The 19,452-nt window shown below is 45.2% G+C and carries 19 protein-coding genes; 10 read left to right on the top strand and 9 right to left on the bottom strand.

Annotated features, from left to right (window positions below; genetic code table 11):
• Positions 1-409 precede the first annotated feature (409 nt).
• The 4 genes from FHW89_RS14045 to FHW89_RS14030 all read right to left on the bottom strand — a co-directional run bounded on the left by FHW89_RS14045 (position 410) and on the right by FHW89_RS14030 (position 3,496).
• Positions 410-754 (bottom strand): antibiotic biosynthesis monooxygenase, encoded by a 345-nt coding sequence (locus tag FHW89_RS14045; RefSeq protein WP_172335679.1) that lies wholly within the window; start codon positions 752-754, stop codon positions 410-412.
• Positions 755-1,199: 445 nt separating this feature from the next.
• Positions 1,200-1,508 (bottom strand): 2Fe-2S iron-sulfur cluster-binding protein, encoded by a 309-nt coding sequence (locus tag FHW89_RS14040; protein ID WP_172335678.1) that lies wholly within the window; start codon positions 1,506-1,508, stop codon positions 1,200-1,202.
• 2 nt (positions 1,509-1,510) lie between these two features.
• Positions 1,511-2,521 carry an NAD(P)/FAD-dependent oxidoreductase gene (locus tag FHW89_RS14035; protein ID WP_172335677.1) on the bottom strand — a complete coding sequence of 337 codons (1,011 nt, stop codon included), beginning with the start codon at positions 2,519-2,521 and terminating at the stop codon, positions 1,511-1,513.
• A 75-nt stretch (positions 2,522-2,596) separates the two neighbouring features.
• The gene (locus FHW89_RS14030) at positions 2,597-3,496 is read right to left on the bottom strand and encodes a LysR substrate-binding domain-containing protein (RefSeq protein WP_216650570.1); all 900 of its coding nucleotides are present in this window, start codon (positions 3,494-3,496) and stop codon (positions 2,597-2,599) included.
• Between the two features lie 218 nt (positions 3,497-3,714).
• Here FHW89_RS14030 and FHW89_RS14025 point away from each other — a divergent pair, with 218 nt between their 5' ends.
• Positions 3,715-4,326 (top strand): bifunctional 2-polyprenyl-6-hydroxyphenol methylase/3-demethylubiquinol 3-O-methyltransferase UbiG, encoded by a 612-nt coding sequence (locus FHW89_RS14025; protein WP_172335676.1) that lies wholly within the window; start codon positions 3,715-3,717, stop codon positions 4,324-4,326.
• A 71-nt stretch (positions 4,327-4,397) separates the two neighbouring features.
• The gene (locus FHW89_RS14020; protein ID WP_172335675.1) at positions 4,398-5,084 is read left to right on the top strand and encodes a VIT1/CCC1 transporter family protein; all 687 of its coding nucleotides are present in this window, start codon (positions 4,398-4,400) and stop codon (positions 5,082-5,084) included.
• A 97-nt stretch (positions 5,085-5,181) separates the two neighbouring features.
• On the opposite strand, the gene FHW89_RS14015 is transcribed toward FHW89_RS14020, so the two are convergent.
• On the bottom strand, positions 5,182-5,703 hold the full coding sequence (locus FHW89_RS14015; RefSeq protein ID WP_172335674.1) for an NADPH-dependent FMN reductase: 522 nt from the start codon (positions 5,701-5,703) through the stop codon (positions 5,182-5,184).
• Positions 5,704-6,015: 312 nt separating this feature from the next.
• Between FHW89_RS14015 and FHW89_RS14010 the strand changes: the two genes are divergently transcribed.
• The 7 genes from FHW89_RS14010 (at position 6,016) to lepB (FHW89_RS13980) (ending at position 13,933) form a co-directional block, all read left to right on the top strand.
• Positions 6,016-6,819 carry a ParA family protein gene (locus tag FHW89_RS14010; RefSeq protein ID WP_076376030.1) on the top strand — a complete coding sequence of 268 codons (804 nt, stop codon included), beginning with the start codon at positions 6,016-6,018 and terminating at the stop codon, positions 6,817-6,819.
• Positions 6,820-6,822: 3 nt separating this feature from the next.
• Positions 6,823-7,746, top strand: a complete 924-nt coding sequence (locus FHW89_RS14005) for a ParB/RepB/Spo0J family partition protein (RefSeq protein WP_172335673.1) — start codon at positions 6,823-6,825, stop codon at positions 7,744-7,746.
• Positions 7,747-7,858: 112 nt separating this feature from the next.
• Positions 7,859-8,545, top strand: a complete 687-nt coding sequence (locus FHW89_RS14000; RefSeq protein ID WP_172335672.1) for a DUF5683 domain-containing protein — start codon at positions 7,859-7,861, stop codon at positions 8,543-8,545.
• A gap of 135 nt (positions 8,546-8,680) precedes the next feature.
• Positions 8,681-9,427, top strand: coding sequence for a 4-hydroxy-tetrahydrodipicolinate reductase (dapB, locus tag FHW89_RS13995; RefSeq protein ID WP_172335671.1), 747 nt, complete (start codon positions 8,681-8,683; stop codon positions 9,425-9,427).
• Between the two features lie 15 nt (positions 9,428-9,442).
• Positions 9,443-10,885 (top strand): signal peptidase I, encoded by a 1,443-nt coding sequence (gene lepB, locus FHW89_RS13990; RefSeq protein ID WP_172335670.1) that lies wholly within the window; start codon positions 9,443-9,445, stop codon positions 10,883-10,885.
• Between the two features lie 292 nt (positions 10,886-11,177).
• Positions 11,178-12,323, top strand: coding sequence for a signal peptidase I (gene lepB, locus FHW89_RS13985; protein WP_172335669.1), 1,146 nt, complete (start codon positions 11,178-11,180; stop codon positions 12,321-12,323).
• A 140-nt stretch (positions 12,324-12,463) separates the two neighbouring features.
• The gene (gene lepB, locus FHW89_RS13980) at positions 12,464-13,933 is read left to right on the top strand and encodes a signal peptidase I (RefSeq protein ID WP_371742454.1); all 1,470 of its coding nucleotides are present in this window, start codon (positions 12,464-12,466) and stop codon (positions 13,931-13,933) included.
• Between the two features lie 548 nt (positions 13,934-14,481).
• Here the strand turns inward: lepB (FHW89_RS13980) and FHW89_RS13975 are convergent.
• From FHW89_RS13975 to asnS, 4 genes are all read right to left on the bottom strand, one after another.
• The gene (locus FHW89_RS13975; RefSeq protein ID WP_172335668.1) at positions 14,482-15,564 is read right to left on the bottom strand and encodes an Ldh family oxidoreductase; all 1,083 of its coding nucleotides are present in this window, start codon (positions 15,562-15,564) and stop codon (positions 14,482-14,484) included.
• A gap of 187 nt (positions 15,565-15,751) precedes the next feature.
• On the bottom strand, positions 15,752-16,288 hold the full coding sequence (locus FHW89_RS13970) for an alpha/beta hydrolase (RefSeq protein ID WP_172335667.1): 537 nt from the start codon (positions 16,286-16,288) through the stop codon (positions 15,752-15,754).
• 51 nt (positions 16,289-16,339) lie between these two features.
• Complete coding sequence (locus tag FHW89_RS13965; protein WP_172335666.1) at positions 16,340-16,783, bottom strand: SRPBCC family protein; 444 nt, start codon at positions 16,781-16,783, stop codon at positions 16,340-16,342.
• Positions 16,784-16,934: 151 nt separating this feature from the next.
• Entirely contained in the window at positions 16,935-18,371 is a 1,437-nt protein-coding gene (gene asnS, locus FHW89_RS13960; RefSeq protein ID WP_172335665.1) for an asparagine--tRNA ligase, read from the bottom strand.
• A gap of 112 nt (positions 18,372-18,483) precedes the next feature.
• Here asnS and FHW89_RS13955 point away from each other — a divergent pair, with 112 nt between their 5' ends.
• Positions 18,484-19,344, top strand: coding sequence for a DMT family transporter (locus FHW89_RS13955; RefSeq protein ID WP_172335664.1), 861 nt, complete (start codon positions 18,484-18,486; stop codon positions 19,342-19,344).
• Positions 19,345-19,452: the final 108 nt, after the last annotated feature.

Here is a 19,452-nt window from a genome sequence, read left to right as displayed (position 1 = left end):
TTATTTGCTTATTCAAAATTGTCAAATCATACAGCCCAATGAAACCCGGAACTTGCGGTGTTTGGTCAGCCTGGCGTCATGCTGATGATACGTTAAAACAGGGGTGTCATGCTGAGCCCCGTCGAAGCATGGTGGGTAGGCCTCTACGCGCGAGTCTTCGACAAGCTCAGACTGATGTTTTTAATTCCCTCCCCACGGGAGGGGCGCGTAGGGGAGGTGTAATGGGAGGGAGGGGTTTCTACGCGCGATGATTATCCTGTTCCATAAACCCCTTCCTCCCCCTTCCAGAGGGAAGGAATCGCACAAGGCTTTGGCTTTTTGATCGGCTGTCATGCGGAGCCCCGTCGAAGCATGGTTGACTGGCCTCTATGCGCTAGTCTTCGACAAGCTCAGACTGACAGGCTAAAAATCATCCGTGTGCCTGCTTACTATCCTGCGGAGCTTCCTTCCTATCGAACATGCCGTAATCACGTACCACATGAGCTATCCGTAAATGGTAATCTTTAAATACATAGTCGCGGCCTTTGGCCTGGGCATCCCGGTGCATTTCCACATTGCGCCATTGCTTTACGGCTTCCTCGTCGCGCCAAAAGGAGAGGGACAATATTTTACCCGGATCGGTGAGGCTCTGGAACCGCTCTATCGAAATAAAACCATCAATAGTTACCAGCTTGGGTTTCAGATCGGCGGCTATATCCAGATATTCCTGTTTTTTGCCCTCTGCAGGCATCACTTCAAAAATTACGGCTACCATTTTATTTGCTTTTGATGATGTAATAAATGTAAAGGTAGGGTAGTTTGAGGAGGGATATTTCGGGCTGGGATGAAGTGTGGGGGGAATAAAAAGACACGTCAATTGCGAGCGCAGCGTGGCAATCCCCGATATGCAGATCCGCTCTGTAAGTAGGGGATTGCCACATCGTTCCTCATCGCAATGACGTGTGAAGAGAAAGGGAGGCCTCCTTTTCGTATAGGGTACGGACGAGGCGAGTCTTCGCCGTAGGAGCAATCTCCCGGTTTTATCGCGAAGACTTAGTGTATCAATTTTACGCTTGTTTTTGCCGATTTGTTAAAAAGTGTTAAAATGGAGTTTTTTTGAACGTTTTCTATCAAAAAACGGCTGAAAAATAGCCGTTTTGGTGTTAAAAATTGTTAAAAACGCCCTTGTTTACTTAGTTTACAAAAAATCTGCGCATAACTTAAAGTAATCGAAACATCATGCCATCCATTTCCTCGCTGAGGTGGATCTGGCAGGCCAGGCGGCTATCCGGACCGGCGTTGGGCAGGGTGTCTAGCATATCGAGCTCATTGTCGGTCGGCGTAAAATATTGTTCGGGACCTTCCACTACCTGTACATGGCAGGTGGCGCAAAGGGCCATACCGCCGCAGGTAGCCAGTATCTCGTATTCAGATGCTTTGAGCACCTCCATCAAGCTCAGGTTGATACCCTCGGGAATTTCGACCGGAGCACGGTGACCTTCACGGTCTTCAATAATTAAGTTGATCATGGCTAAAACTCGGTTACGCCGTAAACGGTAGTGTATTTAAAAGTTAGTTTTTGTTCTGGATAAACGTATTTGAACGCACCCTGGGCCATCATTGCGGCCTCGTGAAACCCGCAAAGGATCAGCTTTAATTTACCCGGGTAGGTGTTGATATCGCCAATGGCATAGATGCGTTCTACACTGGTGCTGTAATCGCGGGTGTTCACCACAATGGCCGAAAAATCAATATTGAGGCCCCAATTGGCAATTGGTCCGAGTTTTGGGCTCAAGCCAAACAGCGGTATCAGATGATCGGCGGCGATATGGCTTACGTTGTTATTGCGATCTAATAAAGTAACTTCCTGCAGATGCCCTTCGCCGGTTAAGGCTACCACGTTTGATTTGAGCACCAGGTCTATCTTGCCTTGTTTGGCCAGTTCAAAAACCTTTTCGGCAGCGTCGGGTGTACCACGGAAGGTATCGCCGCGGTGCACCAGCGTAACCCGTTCGGCCACATCAGCCAAAAATATGGCCCAGTCCAGCGCCGAATCACCACCACCGGCAATAACCACCTTGTGACCGCGCAGGGCTTCGGGGTTTTTAACCATGTAGGCCACGCCTTTGCCTTCAAATTCCAACAGGCGGTCAATTTCCGGTTTGCGGGGTTCAAAGCAGCCCAGGCCACCGGCAATTACCACCACCTGGCAATGTACGGTAGTGCCATCATTAGTTTGTATGAGGTAGGAGCCATCGTCATTCTTGGTCAGGGTTTCTACCCGCTCGCCCAAACTAAAAGTAGGGTGAAAGGGCGCTCCCTGCTCCATCAGACGGTCAATTAGTTGTTGGGCGGTGATGTCCGGATAACCCGGGATATCGTAAATAGGTTTATGTGGGTATATTTCAGAAAGCTGACCGCCAACCTGCGGTAGCACGTCAATTAAATGGCAGCGCATTTTGAGTAAACCCGCTTCAAAAACAGCAAATAAACCCACAGGACCTGCACCTATAATGCAAATATCGGTATTGATGTGTTCCATAAAAGTGCTTTTTAATAAGCACTCAAATGTGGTTATAGGTCATTCAAAAATCAAATGATATTTAGTAATGTGCGATTACTTTAGGTTATAATTGGCGAGGCAAAAACGCTTAAAAAGATCAATCAGTTTGCTGTTTTTCCCGTGGAGCTGGATGAACTGAAAAGTTCGGAAAATTTCCATTCCTTTTATTTCAATAATGCTTAACTCATTGTATTTCAGTTCGCTTAATACCGATTGGATGGACAAAAAAGCGGCGGTGTCTGAGTAGAGTAAATATTGTTTGATGGCAATGCTGCTTTCCAACTGGATTTCTATATTCAGGTCCTTAGGGTTGATCTGTACATTGGCAAGGGCATTAAATATCACATCCAGTGTTCCCGAACCTGCCTCACGCAGCACCAGCGGAATATCCGGTAACTGTTTAGGACTGATCTCCTGTTTTTTAGAAATTTTATTATTGGCCCGGGTTACTAATACAACCTCATCCTTAGCAAAGGGAGAGTAGGCCAGTTGCGGCGAATGCGCTGCACCCTCTACAATGGCCACATCAATTTTTTCGTCGAGGATAAGTTGCGAAATATGATCGGTATTACCCTGTATAAAATTGAAGGTAACATCGGGGTAGGTCTTTTTGAACAGCGCCAGTATTTTGGGTAAAATAGTTTGGGCCACCGTAGTGCTGGCGCCAATGTGCAGCGTACCAGCTTCCATATTGTTCAACTGGGCCAGTTCGGTTTCAAGTTCGGTATAGGTTTGGAAGATCTTTTCGGCGTATTGAACCAGTACTTTACCGGCTACGGTAAGCGCTATATTATTGCCATTGCGCTTAAATAACTGCACGTTGAGCTGTTGCTCCAGTTCCTTAATATGCTTGGTAACTGCCGGTTGGGTAATGTACAGTTCATGGGCTGCCTTAGTAAAACTAAGCCTTTGAGCTACCGTATAAAAAACCTTTAACCTGAAATCAAAAATCATTGGGCTAAAATTAGCGGTTTTATTCTGAAATCAGGATTTGGCTTCCGCGCATTTAAGCAAACCTGCCAATGGAGTTGCTGTGCAGGCAATAACAGCCATACAACATACCGAAATGATTCTTGTAGTAAGGTAGATGAATGTTTCCATACCAATGAGATTTATTTTGGAGGGAAATGTTACAGGGGAAATTGCTTAATTTTCCCGCTAAACAACCACCCATGCAAAACAACCTGCAGCAAACTTTTGGCAATATCGATATCTATTTATTTGATCAGTTGTTAAAAGGCCGCTTTGACCATTGCGAAACCATATTGGATGCCGGCTGTGGTGGTGGGCGCAACCTGGTATATTTTATGCAGAATGGCTTTGATGTATATGGCATCGACCAAAGTGTGGAAGCTGTGGAGGTGGTAACGCAGCTATCGGCAAAACTTTCATCCACACATGCGCTCAATAAATTTCGGGTATCGGGAGTGGAGGATATGCCCTGGGCTGGTGATTTTTTCGACTTGGTGATCTGCAGCGCCGTATTACATTTCGCCAAGAATGAGCAGCATTTTGATAGCATGGTGCGTTCCCTGTGGCGCGTGCTGAAACCAGGCGGTTATTTGTTCGCGCGACTGGCATCGGATATCGGTATCGAAGAACTGGTAGTAAGCAGAGGCGATGGCCGTTACCTGCTGCCGGATGGCTCCGAACGTTTCCTGGTGAACGAACAAACGCTGCTCAATTATACCGCCGAATTAGGCGGCTCCCTTTACGAGCCCATAAAAACCACCAACGTGCAAAACCTGCGTTGTATGACCACCTGGTGTATCCAAAAGCAATAGAGTTTAATTCAAACTAATAACAAATAACTATTTATACCGATTACTAATCTTAATGCAGGTACATTTATCTTATGCATCACGAACAACATTTACAAAGCTCAGACACCATCAGGGATATTGTTATTGGTATGTCTGATGGGTTAACGGTACCCTTTGCACTGGCCGCGGGTTTAAGCGGGGCGGTAAATTCATCGGGTATTGTGATTACGGCCGGTATAGCCGAAATTGTGGCCGGTTCCATCGCCATGGGGCTGGGTGGGTTCCTGGCCGGTCGGACCGAAGTTGATCATTATGCCTCCGAACTGAAACGGGAGTATGAGGAGGTTGAAAAAGTACCCGAGCAGGAAAAAGCGGAAGTAAAGGAAGTGTTCGCGGCCTTTGGTCTGTCCGAAAAACTACAGAACGAAGTTGCCGAAGAAATGGCGAAAGACAAAGATAAATGGGTTGATTTTATGATGCGCTATGAGCTGGGACTGGAAGAACCCAAAGCCAATCGTGCAACACAAAGTGCCATCACCATTGGCTTATCTTATATTGTTGGTGGCATTATCCCGCTCTCGCCCTATTTTTTTATCGCCGATTCTACACAAGCTTTGTATTACTCCTGCGGTATCACCATGATCTGCCTGTTTGTGTTTGGTTATTTTAAAAGCAAGGTAACCGGGCAACCCGCCATCAAAGGGGCGCTGAAAGTATTATTGATAGGAGCCCTGGCTGCAGCTGCTGCGTTTGGTATGGCGAAGTTGATCAGCGGGTAAGGTTATGATGTAGAGACGCATATTTGCGTCTCCCGATTGCAATGGATACTTGACTTGTTTGGAGACGCAAATATGCGTCTCTACGACTAAATGATGATCAGAACTTAATAAACTTATCTATTTGCTCGTCGGTAAACTTTAAAGTATCGGCATTTAAAAGATTGCCCTCTTTGTCCATTTCTTTATTGATGGAAGCAATATGGATCTTTAACGACATGATATTGAGGTGCATATAATGACAAACCCCTGTAAAATGATCAATTCCCCTGATATTGCCATATTTACCTGATGACAGGCCTACCAGGGCCGCTTTCTTATCATAAAAAGTACCTGGGAAATCGCAGGCATCCATAAACACTTTCAGTACGCCGGGGAAACTGCCGTTGTATTCGGGAATGATAAATATAAATTTATCGGTGCGGTTGATAAGGTCCTGTATGGGTTCAAACTCCGGACTACGTTTGCCGTAAAGATCGGTTTGTATAATGTTTGCTGGCAGATCGGCCAATGAAAATATGCCCGCCTCAACGCCTTTCTCGCTCAATTTTTGCTGATAATAGGTAGCAAGCTTAAGCGTATGGCTCCCGGGGCGATTGGTTGATGATATAATAGTGATCATGTTTTTAATTAATGAATTATTGAATTAGTGATTTAGTGAATTATTTTTTTTTGTTGAAACGGTGATTTTTTAATTAATAATAAATTCAACGTCTTAGGTATTAATAATCAGCCATTAAGGCTATCACTAATTCGCTAAATCACTAATTCACTAATTGAAATTTGTTTGTAAATTGCCAAAACCTGTGGATTTCGGAATAGTTTTAAATCCGTATCTTTACCGTTGGACAAAAACTTTTACGAAAGTAGAAATTTCCGGTTCTATTTTTCGTTGTTATAAATCATAGTAATATAAATTTTGTAAGGATATAGAATGAGTAAAATAATTGCTTTAGCCAACCAGAAAGGTGGCGTAGGAAAAACTACATCATCTATAAATCTGGCCGCAAGTTTGGCCGTATTAGATTTCAAAACCTTGTTGGTTGATGCGGATCCGCAGGCTAATTCAACATCGGGTATCGGTTTCGATCCCCGTAACATCAAGAATAGTATTTACGAGTGTATCATCAACCAGGTTGACCCGCATGAGGCTATCCAGAAAACGGATACCCCTAATCTGGATCTGCTGCCAGCCCATATTGATCTGGTAGGTGCCGAGATAGAGATGATTAACCTGAGTGGCCGCGAGTATAAAATGAAACAGGTATTTGAAGCCATACAAAATGAGTATGACTTTATTATTATCGATTGCTCGCCTTCATTAGGTTTGATCACCATCAACGCGTTAACCGCCGCTAACTCGGTAATTATACCTGTACAATGCGAGTACTTCGCTTTGGAAGGTTTGGGTAAATTGCTCAATACCATCAAAATTGTACAATCACGACTTAATCCGCAGCTGGAAATTGAAGGCATATTATTAACCATGTACGATGTACGTCTGCGTTTATCAAACCAGGTGGTTGATGAGGTGAAAACTCATTTTGAGGATATGGTTTTTGATACTATTATTCAGCGTAACACCCGTTTAAGCGAGGCGCCAAGCTTTGGCGTATCGGTAATTATGCACGATGCCACCTGTAAAGGCGCCATCAATTATTTAAACCTGGCCCGCGAAATTATTGAGAAAAACGGCCTGACTAAGAACGAGTCGGAAGCCGCGACAGCAACAGTGTAACCCATGAGTAGTGAAAGAAGAAATGCCCTGGGCAAAGGATTAAGTGCGCTGTTGAATGACTCTGTAAACGTACAACCTTATAATAAAACTAAGGATAAAGATAAAGAAGCCTCCACATCGGCTGTGGAGGTTAACAGCCTGGGCTCGGTAAATGAGATACAGCTGGCCGAAATTGAGGTAAACCCTTTTCAGCCCCGTACCGATTTTGACGAACAGGCCCTGGCCGAACTGGCCGACTCCATTAAACTGCAAGGGTTAATACAGCCCATTACGGTAAGGCGCATCAACGCGCACAAATACCAGCTTATATCGGGCGAGCGCCGTTTCCGCGCTTCAAAAATAGCCGGGTTAACACAGGTGCCCGCTTATGTGCGCACCGCCAACGACCAGCAAATGCTGGAAATGGCCCTGATCGAGAACATTCAACGCGAAAACCTGAATGCCATTGAAGTGGCACTCAGCTTTCAGCGCATGATAGAAGAGTGTAACCTGAAACAGGAGGAATTGGGCGATAGGGTGAGCAAAAACCGCTCAACCGTAACCAATTACCTGCGCCTGTTAAAGTTGCCGCCAAGCATCCAGGCATCCATCCGCGATGGGGCCTTAACTATGGGCCATGCCAAGGCTTTGATCACCATTGACGACCCCGCCAAACAATTATATTTACATCAACATATCATTCAGCAAGGTTTATCCGTTCGTAAAGCTGAAGAACTGGCTCGCGATATGCAGAAGTCGCCGGTAAAGAAGGAAGGTAAACAACCCGAACCGGTATCATACCAGCTGCAAAAAATACAGGACGATCTGGCTTCAAAGTTTAGTACAAGGGTAAAACTCAAGGTAGGCAGCAAAGGAAGTGGTGTTATCGAAATACCTTTTCTTTCAGATGATGATCTGGGCCGTATCCTCGAGATGCTGGATTGGTAAGACCGAGATCCAAGAAGTTAGAGTCAGGAATCAAGACATGAAGATAAATCTACGATTATCACTTTTTTCTTGATTCTTGTCTCTTGATTCTTGCCTCTTAAATAATATAAAGATGTATAAATTCCTGCTTGTTATTGGTTTGATCACGATATTGGCTGTAACAGCAAAAGCACAAGGGTTTGGGCCAGATACCGTGAAAAGCGGTAAAAATGATACTTTAAAAAAAGCGTCGAACACAGCCCCCGGTTCTTTTGCGCCACCCATCAAAAAAGAAAAAGCTTACCACCCGGATAGCTTACATAGCCCGCACAAAGCGGTAATGCACTCTTTAATGGTACCAGGTTGGGGGCAGCTATACAATCATCGTTGGTGGAAAGTGCCTATTGTTTATGGTGGTATCGGGCTTTTAGTTTCGGCTGTAATATTTAACCAAAAATATTATAACCAGGATATCGCGATATATAATTACCGGAAACAGGGTATAGCCCCTACACCTGGCCAGCCATATTATAAGGAATACCAGTTGTATGCCCAGTATAATGTGCCTGATGCCAGTATCATCAGCGAAATGGATGGTTACCGTCGTAACCGCGACCTGAGCATCCTGGGTATATTAGCTGCCTGGGGTATCCAAACCATCGACGCCTATATTGATGCCAAGTTCATACATTCCTATACGGTTGATAATAACCTGGGCATGAACATGAAAATCACCCCTGGTTTAATGAATCAGCCGCTTTACGCGCAAAGTGCCAATTCTTCTTATATTCCGTCGATAAAAATTACCTTTACGTTTTAATAGAACTGGTGGGTAGTGAGTGGAGAGTTGTGAATAGTGAAACAATCGAAGACTTGGTATAAAAAACGCAGTCATTCGGATATTCATCTCTCATTACTCACCACTCACTACTCTCTACTCACCACTCACTAAATTATGAAAATAGCATTACTGGGTTATGGAAAAATGGGCAAGATCATCGAGAAGATCGCCATTAGCCGCAAACACGAAATTGTATTAACTATTGATCACGATACTATGGATGATCTGACGGTTGAAAACCTGCAGAAAGCCGATGTGGTTATCGATTTTACCATGCCGGCATCGGTATTGGGCAACATTAAGCATTGTTTTGACGCGGGCATACCCATTGTAGTAGGTACAACCGGTTGGTACGATCAGATCCCCCAAATAAAACAACTTTGCGAGCAGGGTAATAATACTTTGCTGTACGGATCAAACTTTAGCGTTGGGGTAAATATATTTTTTCATGTTAACCGCCTGCTGGCCAAAGTAATGAATAACTATCCGTACTATGATGTGCAGGTTGAGGAAATTCACCATACCCAGAAGCTCGATTCGCCAAGTGGTACCGCCATCACCATTGCCGAAGGCATCCTGGATAACCTGGAAACCAAATCGGAGTGGGTTAATGTTTTAACTACGGATGATAAACAGGATGATGATACCGTTTCCAACAACCAGCTACTGATAGAATCTTTACGCATCGATAGTGTGCCGGGCACGCATACCGTTATTTACGATTCGGAAGTAGATACCATCGAATTTAAACATACCGCTCATAGCCGCAACGGCTTTGCCCTGGGCGCGGTGCTGGCCGCCGAGTGGATACAAGGTAAAAAGGGTTTCTACTCGGTTGATGCCATGTTTGATTTTAAATAGCTGGGCTATTTTTAAATGAATATAGCAACCGATATCTTTCTTTTTACCATTACAGCGCCTTTGGGAATATTAATAACCATAGGCTTGTGGAAGCTGTTTCAAAAAGCCGGTCGCCCGGGTTGGGAGTCACTCATTCCGGTTTACAATATTTATATCATACTCAAAATCAGCGGCAGGTCCTGGTGGTTACTGTCGCTATTGCTTATACCCGGCATCAACCTCATTGTGGGTTTGGGTATCATGATTGATTTTATCAAATCATACGGTAAATTCAAAATGAGCCAGAATGCGGCTGTAGTGCTGCTGCCATTCATCTATCTGCCTAAATGGGGCTTTGATAAAAATACCCGTTACCTGGGGCCATCAGCAAGCGACGATTTTTATGAAGAGCATCACGGTGATCTTAAAAAATCGCCCGCCCGCGAGTGGACCGAGGCCATTATTTTTGCCGTGGTTGCCGCTACGCTGATCAGGTCGCTTTTTATCGAGGCTTATACCATCCCTACGCCATCAATGGAAAGCTCACTGCTTGTGGGCGATTTTTTGTTTGTGAGCAAAATAAATTATGGCGCCCGCCTGCCTATGACACCCGTTGCCTTTCCCTTCGCGCACCACACCATGCCGCTTACCGGGGGCAAAGCCTACTGGGACGGCATCAAACTGCCATATTTCAGATTACCCGGTTTTGGCGATATTAAAAAAGGCGATGTGGTGGTATTTAATTACCCTATGGATGCTGATTCGCCCCTTTACCGCCCGGTTGATAAACGCGAAAATTATATCAAACGCTGCCAGGGAATTCCCGGCGATACCCTGAGCCTGCTTAACGCGCGGGTATATGTAAATAACAAGGCTGCTATTACGCCGCCCAGAGGCGAAATGGAATATATGGTGCGTAACAATGGCGGTAGCTTTAACTGGCAACAGGTTTATGATCTGCACCTGTCAGACATTCAGCAATTTACCAACCAGGATTTTATACTGAACACAACCGCGCGATCGGCCGCTTTGCTAAAACAGCAATCCGATGTGCAATCGGTGCGGGCAAACGTTCGGCTCAGAGGCGTTTATGATCCGGAGATATTTCCGCATGATCCTCATTTCCGGTGGAATGTAGATAATTTTGGTCCCATCATTATCCCCAAAAAGGGTTGGACTGTAAAACTCGATAGTCTTAGCCTGCCCATCTATCGCCGTGTCATTGAAGTTTATGAGCATAACAGGCTCCAGGTAAACGGTAATAATATCAGCATCAACGGCAAGGCAGCCAACAGCTACACCTTTAAGCTCAATTATTATTGGATGATGGGCGATAACCGCCATAACTCCGAAGATTCGCGCTTTTGGGGTTTTGTGCCCGAAGACCATATTGTAGGCAAAGCCCTGTTTGTATGGATGAGCTGGGACGCCGAAACCCATCGCATCAGGTGGAGCAGAGTGATGAGGATGATTTATTGATCTGCGAATGTGCAGATGAGGGAATAGATATGCAGATATGCAAATGTGTAAATGAAAAATTATATAGGGGAATTATAGATGTGCAACTCTAAAATCATCTGCACATCGATACCTCATCTGCACATTTGCACATCCGCATATCTGCACATCAGTTTTTAGTAACATATAGCTTACAAAACAGTCATAGGAATAAAAAAATAATTATATACTTTTAAACCAATCTGCACATTTCAAATCTGCACATTTGCACATCCGCATATCTGCACATCTGAAATCTGCACATCAGAAACATATGAACTGGAAATTCTGGAAAAAAGATAAAAGCAAACCCAAAAAGAAAAAGAGCGCGCTGCGCGAATGGGGCGATGCTATTATTTTCGCGGTGATTGCCGCTACGCTGATACGTACCCTTTTTATTGAGGCTTATGTTATCCCCAGCGGATCGATGGAAAGCTCCCTGCTCATCGGCGATTATTTATTTGTAAGCAAGGTTAACTATGGTGCCCGTATGCCTATCACGCCCGTGGCCATACCCTTTATGCATCATACCATACCCTATACTACCAATGCCAAAGCTTATTGGGATGGTATCCAATTACCGTATTATCGCCTGCCGGGATTCAGCGATATTAAAAAGGGCGACATCGTGGTTTTTAACGCGCCGATAGAGGCCGATTCGCCCTACTACCGCCCGGTTGACAAACGTGAAAATATCATTAAACGCTGCCAGGGTACACCCGGCGATACACTGAGCCTGGTGAACGCCCAGGTTTACATCAACGGCAAACCCGAAATAACAGCCCCTAAAGGCGAAATGGCCTATGTGGTAAAAACAGATGGCAGCCAGATAAACCCGCAATTGATCAACGAGCTCCATTTAAGCGATATTGGTATTATCGACAGCACCACATTTAAAACCAATACCACTATCGAGTCGGCTAAAACATTAAAGGGCTATTCCAATATCAAATCGGTTACGGCCGATATTGCCCCAAAAGGTATTGCCGACGATCTGAACCCGGTTTACCCCGCCAAATATCCGCGTTATAAAAACACACCCAACTTTCCGCATTATATCTGGAATGTAGATAACTTCGGGCCCATCATTATCCCCAAAAAAGGCTGGACAGTAAAGTTGGATAGTTTAACTTTTCCGGTTTATGGACGTGCTATTGAGATTTATGAGCATAATAAAGTAAAAGTAGTAGGCCATGATATTTATATAAACGATAAAAAAGCCGATACTTACACTTTTAAACTCAACTACTACTGGATGATGGGCGATAACCGCCATAACTCCGAAGATTCGCGTTACTGGGGCTTTTTACCCGAAGATCACGTAGTAGGCAAGGCCTTATTTACCTGGTTGAGTGTTGACAGTACTGCATCATTTGTAAATAAAATACGCTGGAGCAGGTTGTTTAGAGGGATACATTGAGCGTGCTCATAAGGGAGGGTGTCACCCTGAGCTCCGTCGAAGGGTAGAGCGCAGAGGCCTGCCACCATGCTTCGACGGGGCTCAGCATGACACCCTGTTAGAAATGACGTTATTAATAATTAGAATTTAAATACAAAAAAGTGAACATTATACTTGCTATTATACTACTGGTTATACTGCCTTATGTAGGGTTATGGAAATTGTTTGAAAAAGCCGGCAGGCCAGGCTGGGAGGGCGTTGTGCCTTTATATAATATTTATGGCATGATTAAACTGAGCGGCAGGCCCGCCTGGTGGTTTGTGCTGGTATTGATACCGGGCCTGAACCTGCTGGTGCTGATTGGCCTCACCGTTGATTTTATCAAGTCGTTTGGTAAATTCAGCCTGCTCGATCATATTTTGGGCGTGGCTCTGCCTTTTATCTATCTACCCAAATGGGGTTTTGATAAGGATACCAAATATCTGGGCAAATCGGCCAGCCCGGAGTTTAGGGAAAAATATAAAATAGCATTGAAAAAAACGGCAGCCCGCGAATGGGCCGATGCTATCATTTTTGCGGTGATAGCTGCCACGCTGATCCGTACCTTGTTTATTGAAGCCTACGTAATCCCCAGCGCATCTATGGAAAGCTCGCTGTTAATTGGCGATTACCTGTTTGTAAGCAAAGTGAATTATGGTGCGCGTCTGCCCATGACACCCGTTGCTTTCCCGTTTGCGCACCATACTATGCCGCTCATCAATACCAAAGCGTATTGGGACGGCATCGAACTGCCTTATTACCGTTTACCGGGCCTAAGCGATGTGAAAAAAGGCGATGTGGTGGTATTTAACTACCCTATGGACGCCGACTCGCCTTTATACCGCCCGGTTGATAAACGCGAAAATTATATTAAACGTTGCCAGGGTACACCCGGCGATACACTGAGCGTGGTAAATGCGCAGGTAGTTATTAACGGTAAACCAGCTATTACACCGCCGCATGGCGAAATGAACTACCTGGTGCAATCAGATGGAAGCGAAATTAACCCGCAGTTGGTTAATGAACTTCATTTGGAGGATATTGCACCCGGAAATAATAATGCTTTTACTACCAATACAACGCTGGCATCGGCCAATACATTAAAGGGATATTCAAATATTAAATCGGTCAGGCCAAATATTACGCCTGCCGGTGCACGCGATCCGCTGAATGATGTTTACCCGGTAAAGTTCCCCACTTATAAGATCACTGCCAACTTTCCTAATTTTACGTGGAATGTAGATAATTACGGCCCTATCATCGTACCTAAAAAAGGCTGGACCGTAAAACTGGATAGTTTAACCTTCCCGGTTTATGGCCGCGCTATTGAAATTTACGAAGGGAATAAAGTACAGGTATCCGGCAAAGATATCCTGATCAACGGGAAAAAAGCTGATACCTACACCTTTAAGCTCAACTATTACTTTATGATGGGCGATAACCGCCACAACTCCGAAGATTCACGTTTTTGGGGATTTGTACCCGAAGACCATATCGTAGGTAAGGCCCTGTTTATATGGATGAGTATTGATGACAATGCCAGCTTCCTGAGCAAGATCAGGTGGAGCAGGTTGTTTAACATTATTCATTAAGCCCATAACCCCCTGAAGGGGGAATAAAAGATTTGCATAGCCCGCCCGGTTTACCGGGTGGGCTTTTTTGTGACTATAACACTGATGAAGACTCAGCACGGCAATCGACCATCTTCGCCTTTGACCCTTCTTTCCACACGTCATTGTGAGCGTAGCGTGGCAATCCCCGATAGACACAGCGTTCTCTGTAAGTTGGGGATTGCCACGTCGTGCCTCCTTGCAATGACGTTTTTTATTAATTTGCTATCGCGGGAAGTTTTCCTTGCTACCGCGAGATTAGAGCAGCGTATCTCGTGGGGGCATGTGGTAAGCTGGAAGCTTACCACAGCTGAAAGCTGAATAATCTACACCACGGGCTGAAAGCCCGCGGCAACATAAGTAGGAACACTTTTTAAAGTTTTTAAAACGGCTCAAAATGGTGTTGGAATTTGTTAAAAGGATTAAAAACGGTGATTCGACATCTTTTTTGAGCAATTTTTGCCGGTTTTTGGACAAAAAAATGTTAAAATTTGAGGTTTAAAAAGTTTCAGGAAGGTCCAAATGTTAAATTATAATCCCTGCAATGGTTCCACACCAAAACGTTCAGCCAGGATATGCAGATCGGCTACAACGGCATCAACCAGGGGTATACCATGAGCATCGCGATGGTGTTCGGCTTCCAGTTCCGGTTCGCCGGGGATAACCACTTTTTGGGTAGGGTCAACCGTGGCAGAGGTCTTGAACCGGGCTATCCAGTTATCCAGGTGACTCTTAAATTCATCAACCGGCCGGAAACCATCCACCCGCATAGCGCCCACAAAATGACCGATACCTTGCCCCACCGGGTTAGCCGGCGGATCCAGAAAAGCTACAAAAGGAGGTACCCAGGGCCCATAATTGGCACCAGACAGTACTGCCGATAAAATATCTACGGTGGCGCTCAGTCCGAAACCCTTATGGCTGCCATGGTCACGGTCGCCACCCAGGGGTAACAATGCCCCACCCGTTTTGAGGGCATGAGGATCGGTAGTATACTGGCCATGCTGATCCTGTATCCAGCCCTCCGGCACCTGCTTGCCCAGGCGCTGGGCAATTTCCAGCTTGCCATTGGCTGCCGCAGAAGTAGCCAGATCAACCACCACAGGCGGATAATGCCCCGCCGGGAAGGCATAGCACATAGGGTTGGTGCCCAACAATCGCTCGCTCGAAAAAGTAGGCGCCACCAGCGGACTGGCATTGGTCATGGCAAAACCTATCATGTCTTTTTCAACCGCCATCAGCGCGTGGTAACCTGCAATACCAAAATGGTTAGAGTTACGTACAGATACCCAGCCCGAGCCATATAATTCGGCTTTTTTGATAGCCACTTGCATGGCGAAGGGAGCAACAACCAGGCCCAGGCCTGCATCACCGTCAACGGTGGCCGTGGTGGGTGTTTCGTGTACTATCTGGATGTTGGGTGTGGCATTAATGCGGTTCTTTTCCCAGAGGCGTACATAGCCGCTCAGTCGGGCAACCCCATGCGAGTCTATCCCCCGTAAATCGGAACGCAGCAAAACATCAGCGGCAAGTGTTGCATGTTCTGTACTGCAGCCAATAGCCTTGAAAATATTTTCGGTAAAAATGCGGAGGACAGATGGACTTACAAGCATGATGTACGAGTCTTATAATAATAAAAAGCGTCATTGCGAGGTGCGAAGCACTTAAAATGCTTGTCATTCTGAGCATAGCGAAGAATCTATTCGGCGATTAGATACTTCGCTATGCTCAGAATGACAAGTTGGAGATACTTACTTCGTACCTCTCAATGGCGGATGGTTTTTGAACGTGATAAATATATCAATTATCCAATTGCTTCAGCAACTCCAATCCCTGGGGCCACTCGCCAAAGCCCGATGCTAAGTTGATATGACCGGCGTCGCCTATTTCTACCAGCTGGCTACCCCAGCTATTGGCAAATAAACGGGCACGCTCGCTGGTTACATAATAATCATTGCTGCTGGCTACGGTGATGCTTTTAAAAGGGAGTTTGATCAATGGTACGGGTGTAAAACCGTTGGTGCCCGAGGGATAAGTATCGGCTTCGGTATCGCTTGGGGCAACCAGTAAAGCCCCTTTGATATGTATGTTGTACTCCTGTGCCCAATAGGCTATAGTAGTACAGGCCAGGCTATGACCAACCAGGATCACATTTTTAGGGTCGTGTTGCTGCACATAGCTATTGAGTGTTTGTATCCAGTCGCTGCAAACCGGGGTTTCCCAATCCTGTTGTTCGATACGGCCAAAATTAAACTGTTTTTCCCAAAGTGATTGCCAGTGCGCCGGACCGGAATTTCCCAGTCCTGGGTGAATAAGAATAGTTGATTTAAAGGTCATTGTATAATCGTGTTAGTATAACCATCAAATTTTAGTTCTCCCTTTAGGGAGTTAGTGGGCCTCTGCCACTTCCTTGATCACCAGGTTGCGTTTTTCCAAAAGCCTGCGCATATAGTTTTGCAGGAAAACAAGGTCGAATATAGTGCCGTATGGCGATTCATACCGGAAGATATCCTTCATCAGGGTTTCATCCTTGATCGCAAAAAAGTAATGCTCATGTCTAAAATTTTTGAAGGCACCCTGAACCATTTCGTCGGTGAAAAAGTTGGGATATTCCATTTCGGTGATTTTGGAGGTGAGCGTTTGCCAGATGCCAAAGTGTTTGGCCCGCCAGGTAACCCATTCTCCCAATTCAATTAAGCCGCTGGTACGGCCCGCGATGGCGGTTTCGCCGGTATGCCGGGTCGAGGCCACATGCACATCGATGTTCCGGGCCAGGTCGAAGCATTTGCCGATAGGCGCGTTGATGTGGGTGGCTAATTCAATTACAGGCATACTTTTGACGAATGATTACACCGATTCTATAGAATGATTACACCGTTTTTTTGATAGATGATTACACCGATTTTATGATAAATGATTTCACTGATAGATCCATGTGTGTTAATCAGTGAAATCATCCCAAAATCGGTGTAATCATTATAAATTAGAACTCCGCATTTTTCGGGAACCTTGGAAATGGGATCACATCGCGGATGTTGCCCATACCGGTTACAAACAGCACCAGGCGTTCAAAGCCCAGACCGAAACCAGCGTGCGGACAAGCGCCAAACCGGCGGGTATCCAGGTACCACCAAAGTTCGTCTTTAGGGATGCCCATTTCGTCCATACGCTGTTCCAACTTATCCAAACGCTCTTCACGGGCCGATCCACCCACAATTTCGCCAATACCCGGGAACAGGATATCCATAGCGCCAACGGTTTTGCCATCGTCGTTCTGGCGCATGTAAAATGCCTTGATCTCTTTGGGATAATCGGTCAGGATCACCGGTTTTTTGAAATGTTTCTCTACCAGGTAACGTTCGTGCTCGCTTTGCAGGTCGGTTCCCCAGCCCTCAATAGGGTACTGGAACTTTTTCTTTTTGTTCGGGGTCGATTCTTTCAGGATCTCGATAGCTTCAGTATAAGTAAGGCGTTCAAAATCATGGTTTAAACAAAACTGCAGTTTTTCCAACAGCGTCATTTCTGAGCGCTCGTTCTGCGGTTTTTGTTTTTCCTCCTCTGCCAGGCGCTGGGTTAAAAACTCGATATCATCGGCGTTTTTGTCCAGGGCGTATTGGATCACGTATTTCAGCATGTCCTCGGCCAGGTCCATGTTATCGGTCAGGCTGTTAAAGGCCACTTCCGGTTCAATCATCCAAAATTCCGCCAAGTGACGTGTAGTATTGGAGTTTTCGGCACGGAAAGTTGGGCCGAAAGTATAAATATCGCTCAGGGCCATCGCACCCAGCTCACCTTCCAGTTGTCCGGATACGGTAAGGTTGGTTGGGCGACCAAAAAAATCCTGTTTAAAATCGATCTCACCTGTATCTGTTTTAGGGATATTATCCAGATCAAAATTAGTTACGTGGAAAGTTTCGCCCGCCCCTTCCGCGTCAGACGCGGTAATTACTGGTGTATGCAGATAAACAAAACCACGCTCCTGAAAAAACTGATGCACCGCGAATGCCAGACTGTTGCGCACGCGGAATATCGCCCCAAAAGTACTGGTGCGGAAACGCAGGTGAGCGTTCTCCCGCAAAAATTCCAGGCTATGTTTTTTGGGCTGGATAGGGTATTTCTCCGGATCGCTGTCGCCCAGTATCTCGATGTCGGTAGCTATAACCTCAACCGTTTGACCTTTGCCTTGTGAAGCGATCAGTTTACCGGCAACGCTTAAAGCAGCGCCCACGGTAATACGTTTGAGCAGGGCAGGGTCGGTATTTTCGAAATCGACAACAATTTGAATGTTATTATTGGTTGAGCCATCATTTAAAGCAATGAAACGATTGGAACGGAATGCACGCACCCATCCTTTTACCACTACATCAATTTCTGTTTGCTGACTTTGCAGCAATGCTTTAATCTTTACTCGCTGACTCATATAAATTATTTTTTTAGAGTCGCAAAAATACAATTAATTATGTAATGGCATGGGGAATTTTGGCCTTAATGATAAGCTATTTAACTAAATTTGCCCCTCATCTGTTACCCCTATGAACCCCAAAATCAGTCTGGCCATTGGTATTTTATGTATAGCCTTTTCGCCCATATTTGTAAAACTTTGTGGGGCGCCGCCTATTACCGCGGCATTTTACAGGGTATTTTTGGCCTGGGTGGTATTGGCTCCATGGTGTTTCTGGAAGGTTAATCTTAAAATTACGACTAAAGATCTGTTAACCGCTTTCCTTGGCGGACTCATCTTTGCATCAGATATTGCCGTATGGAATATTTCCTTAGGGCATATCAGCGCCACCATATCAACCTTGCTGGCTAACCTGGCTCCGGTTTGGGTAGGGCTCATCAGCTTTTTTATCCTACGTAAAAAATCGGGTATGTTATTTTGGGCCGGCACGGGTATCGCTATGGTAGGCATGATTATTTTGGTGGGTTATCAGAATATCCTGGGACTTCAGTTTAATATTGGTATTGTACTGGCCATTTTAGCGAGTATATTTTATTCGATCTATATTGTCATCACCAACAATATTTTGCAGCGGATAGGCACGCTGTCGTTTATGTTTTATAATATGCTGGCAGCGAGTATTTTTCTGCTCATCATTAGTTGCTGGCAGGGCAACAACCTGGTTGATTTTCCTTTAAACAGCTGGCTTTGTTTTTTAGGGATGAGCCTGCTTTGCCAGTTGACGGGCTGGATAACTATTAACTATTCGCTGCGGTTTTTGGAAAGTACCAAAGTAGCCATAGCGCTTTTGGGGCAAACGGTTATTGCAGGTATTATCGCGGTGATTTTACTGCACGAAAGTTTACAGCTCAAAGAAATAATAGGCAGTGTGATTGTGCTTGCCGGGATTGCGGTAACATTTTTAAAACCACGTTTGGTTAGTATCAAGTAGCTAGTATCAAGTATCAAGACAGCTTCACAATTGAAAATAAATTTTTAAAATCTTGATACTTGATACTAGCTACTTGATACTAAAACCTCGATGACCTACCTTTGCATT

Source organism: Mucilaginibacter sp. SG564, from assembly GCF_013149275.1.
Taxonomy (GTDB): Bacteria; Bacteroidota; Bacteroidia; order Sphingobacteriales; family Sphingobacteriaceae; genus Mucilaginibacter.
This window is presented reverse-complemented; position numbering and strand designations above follow the sequence as displayed.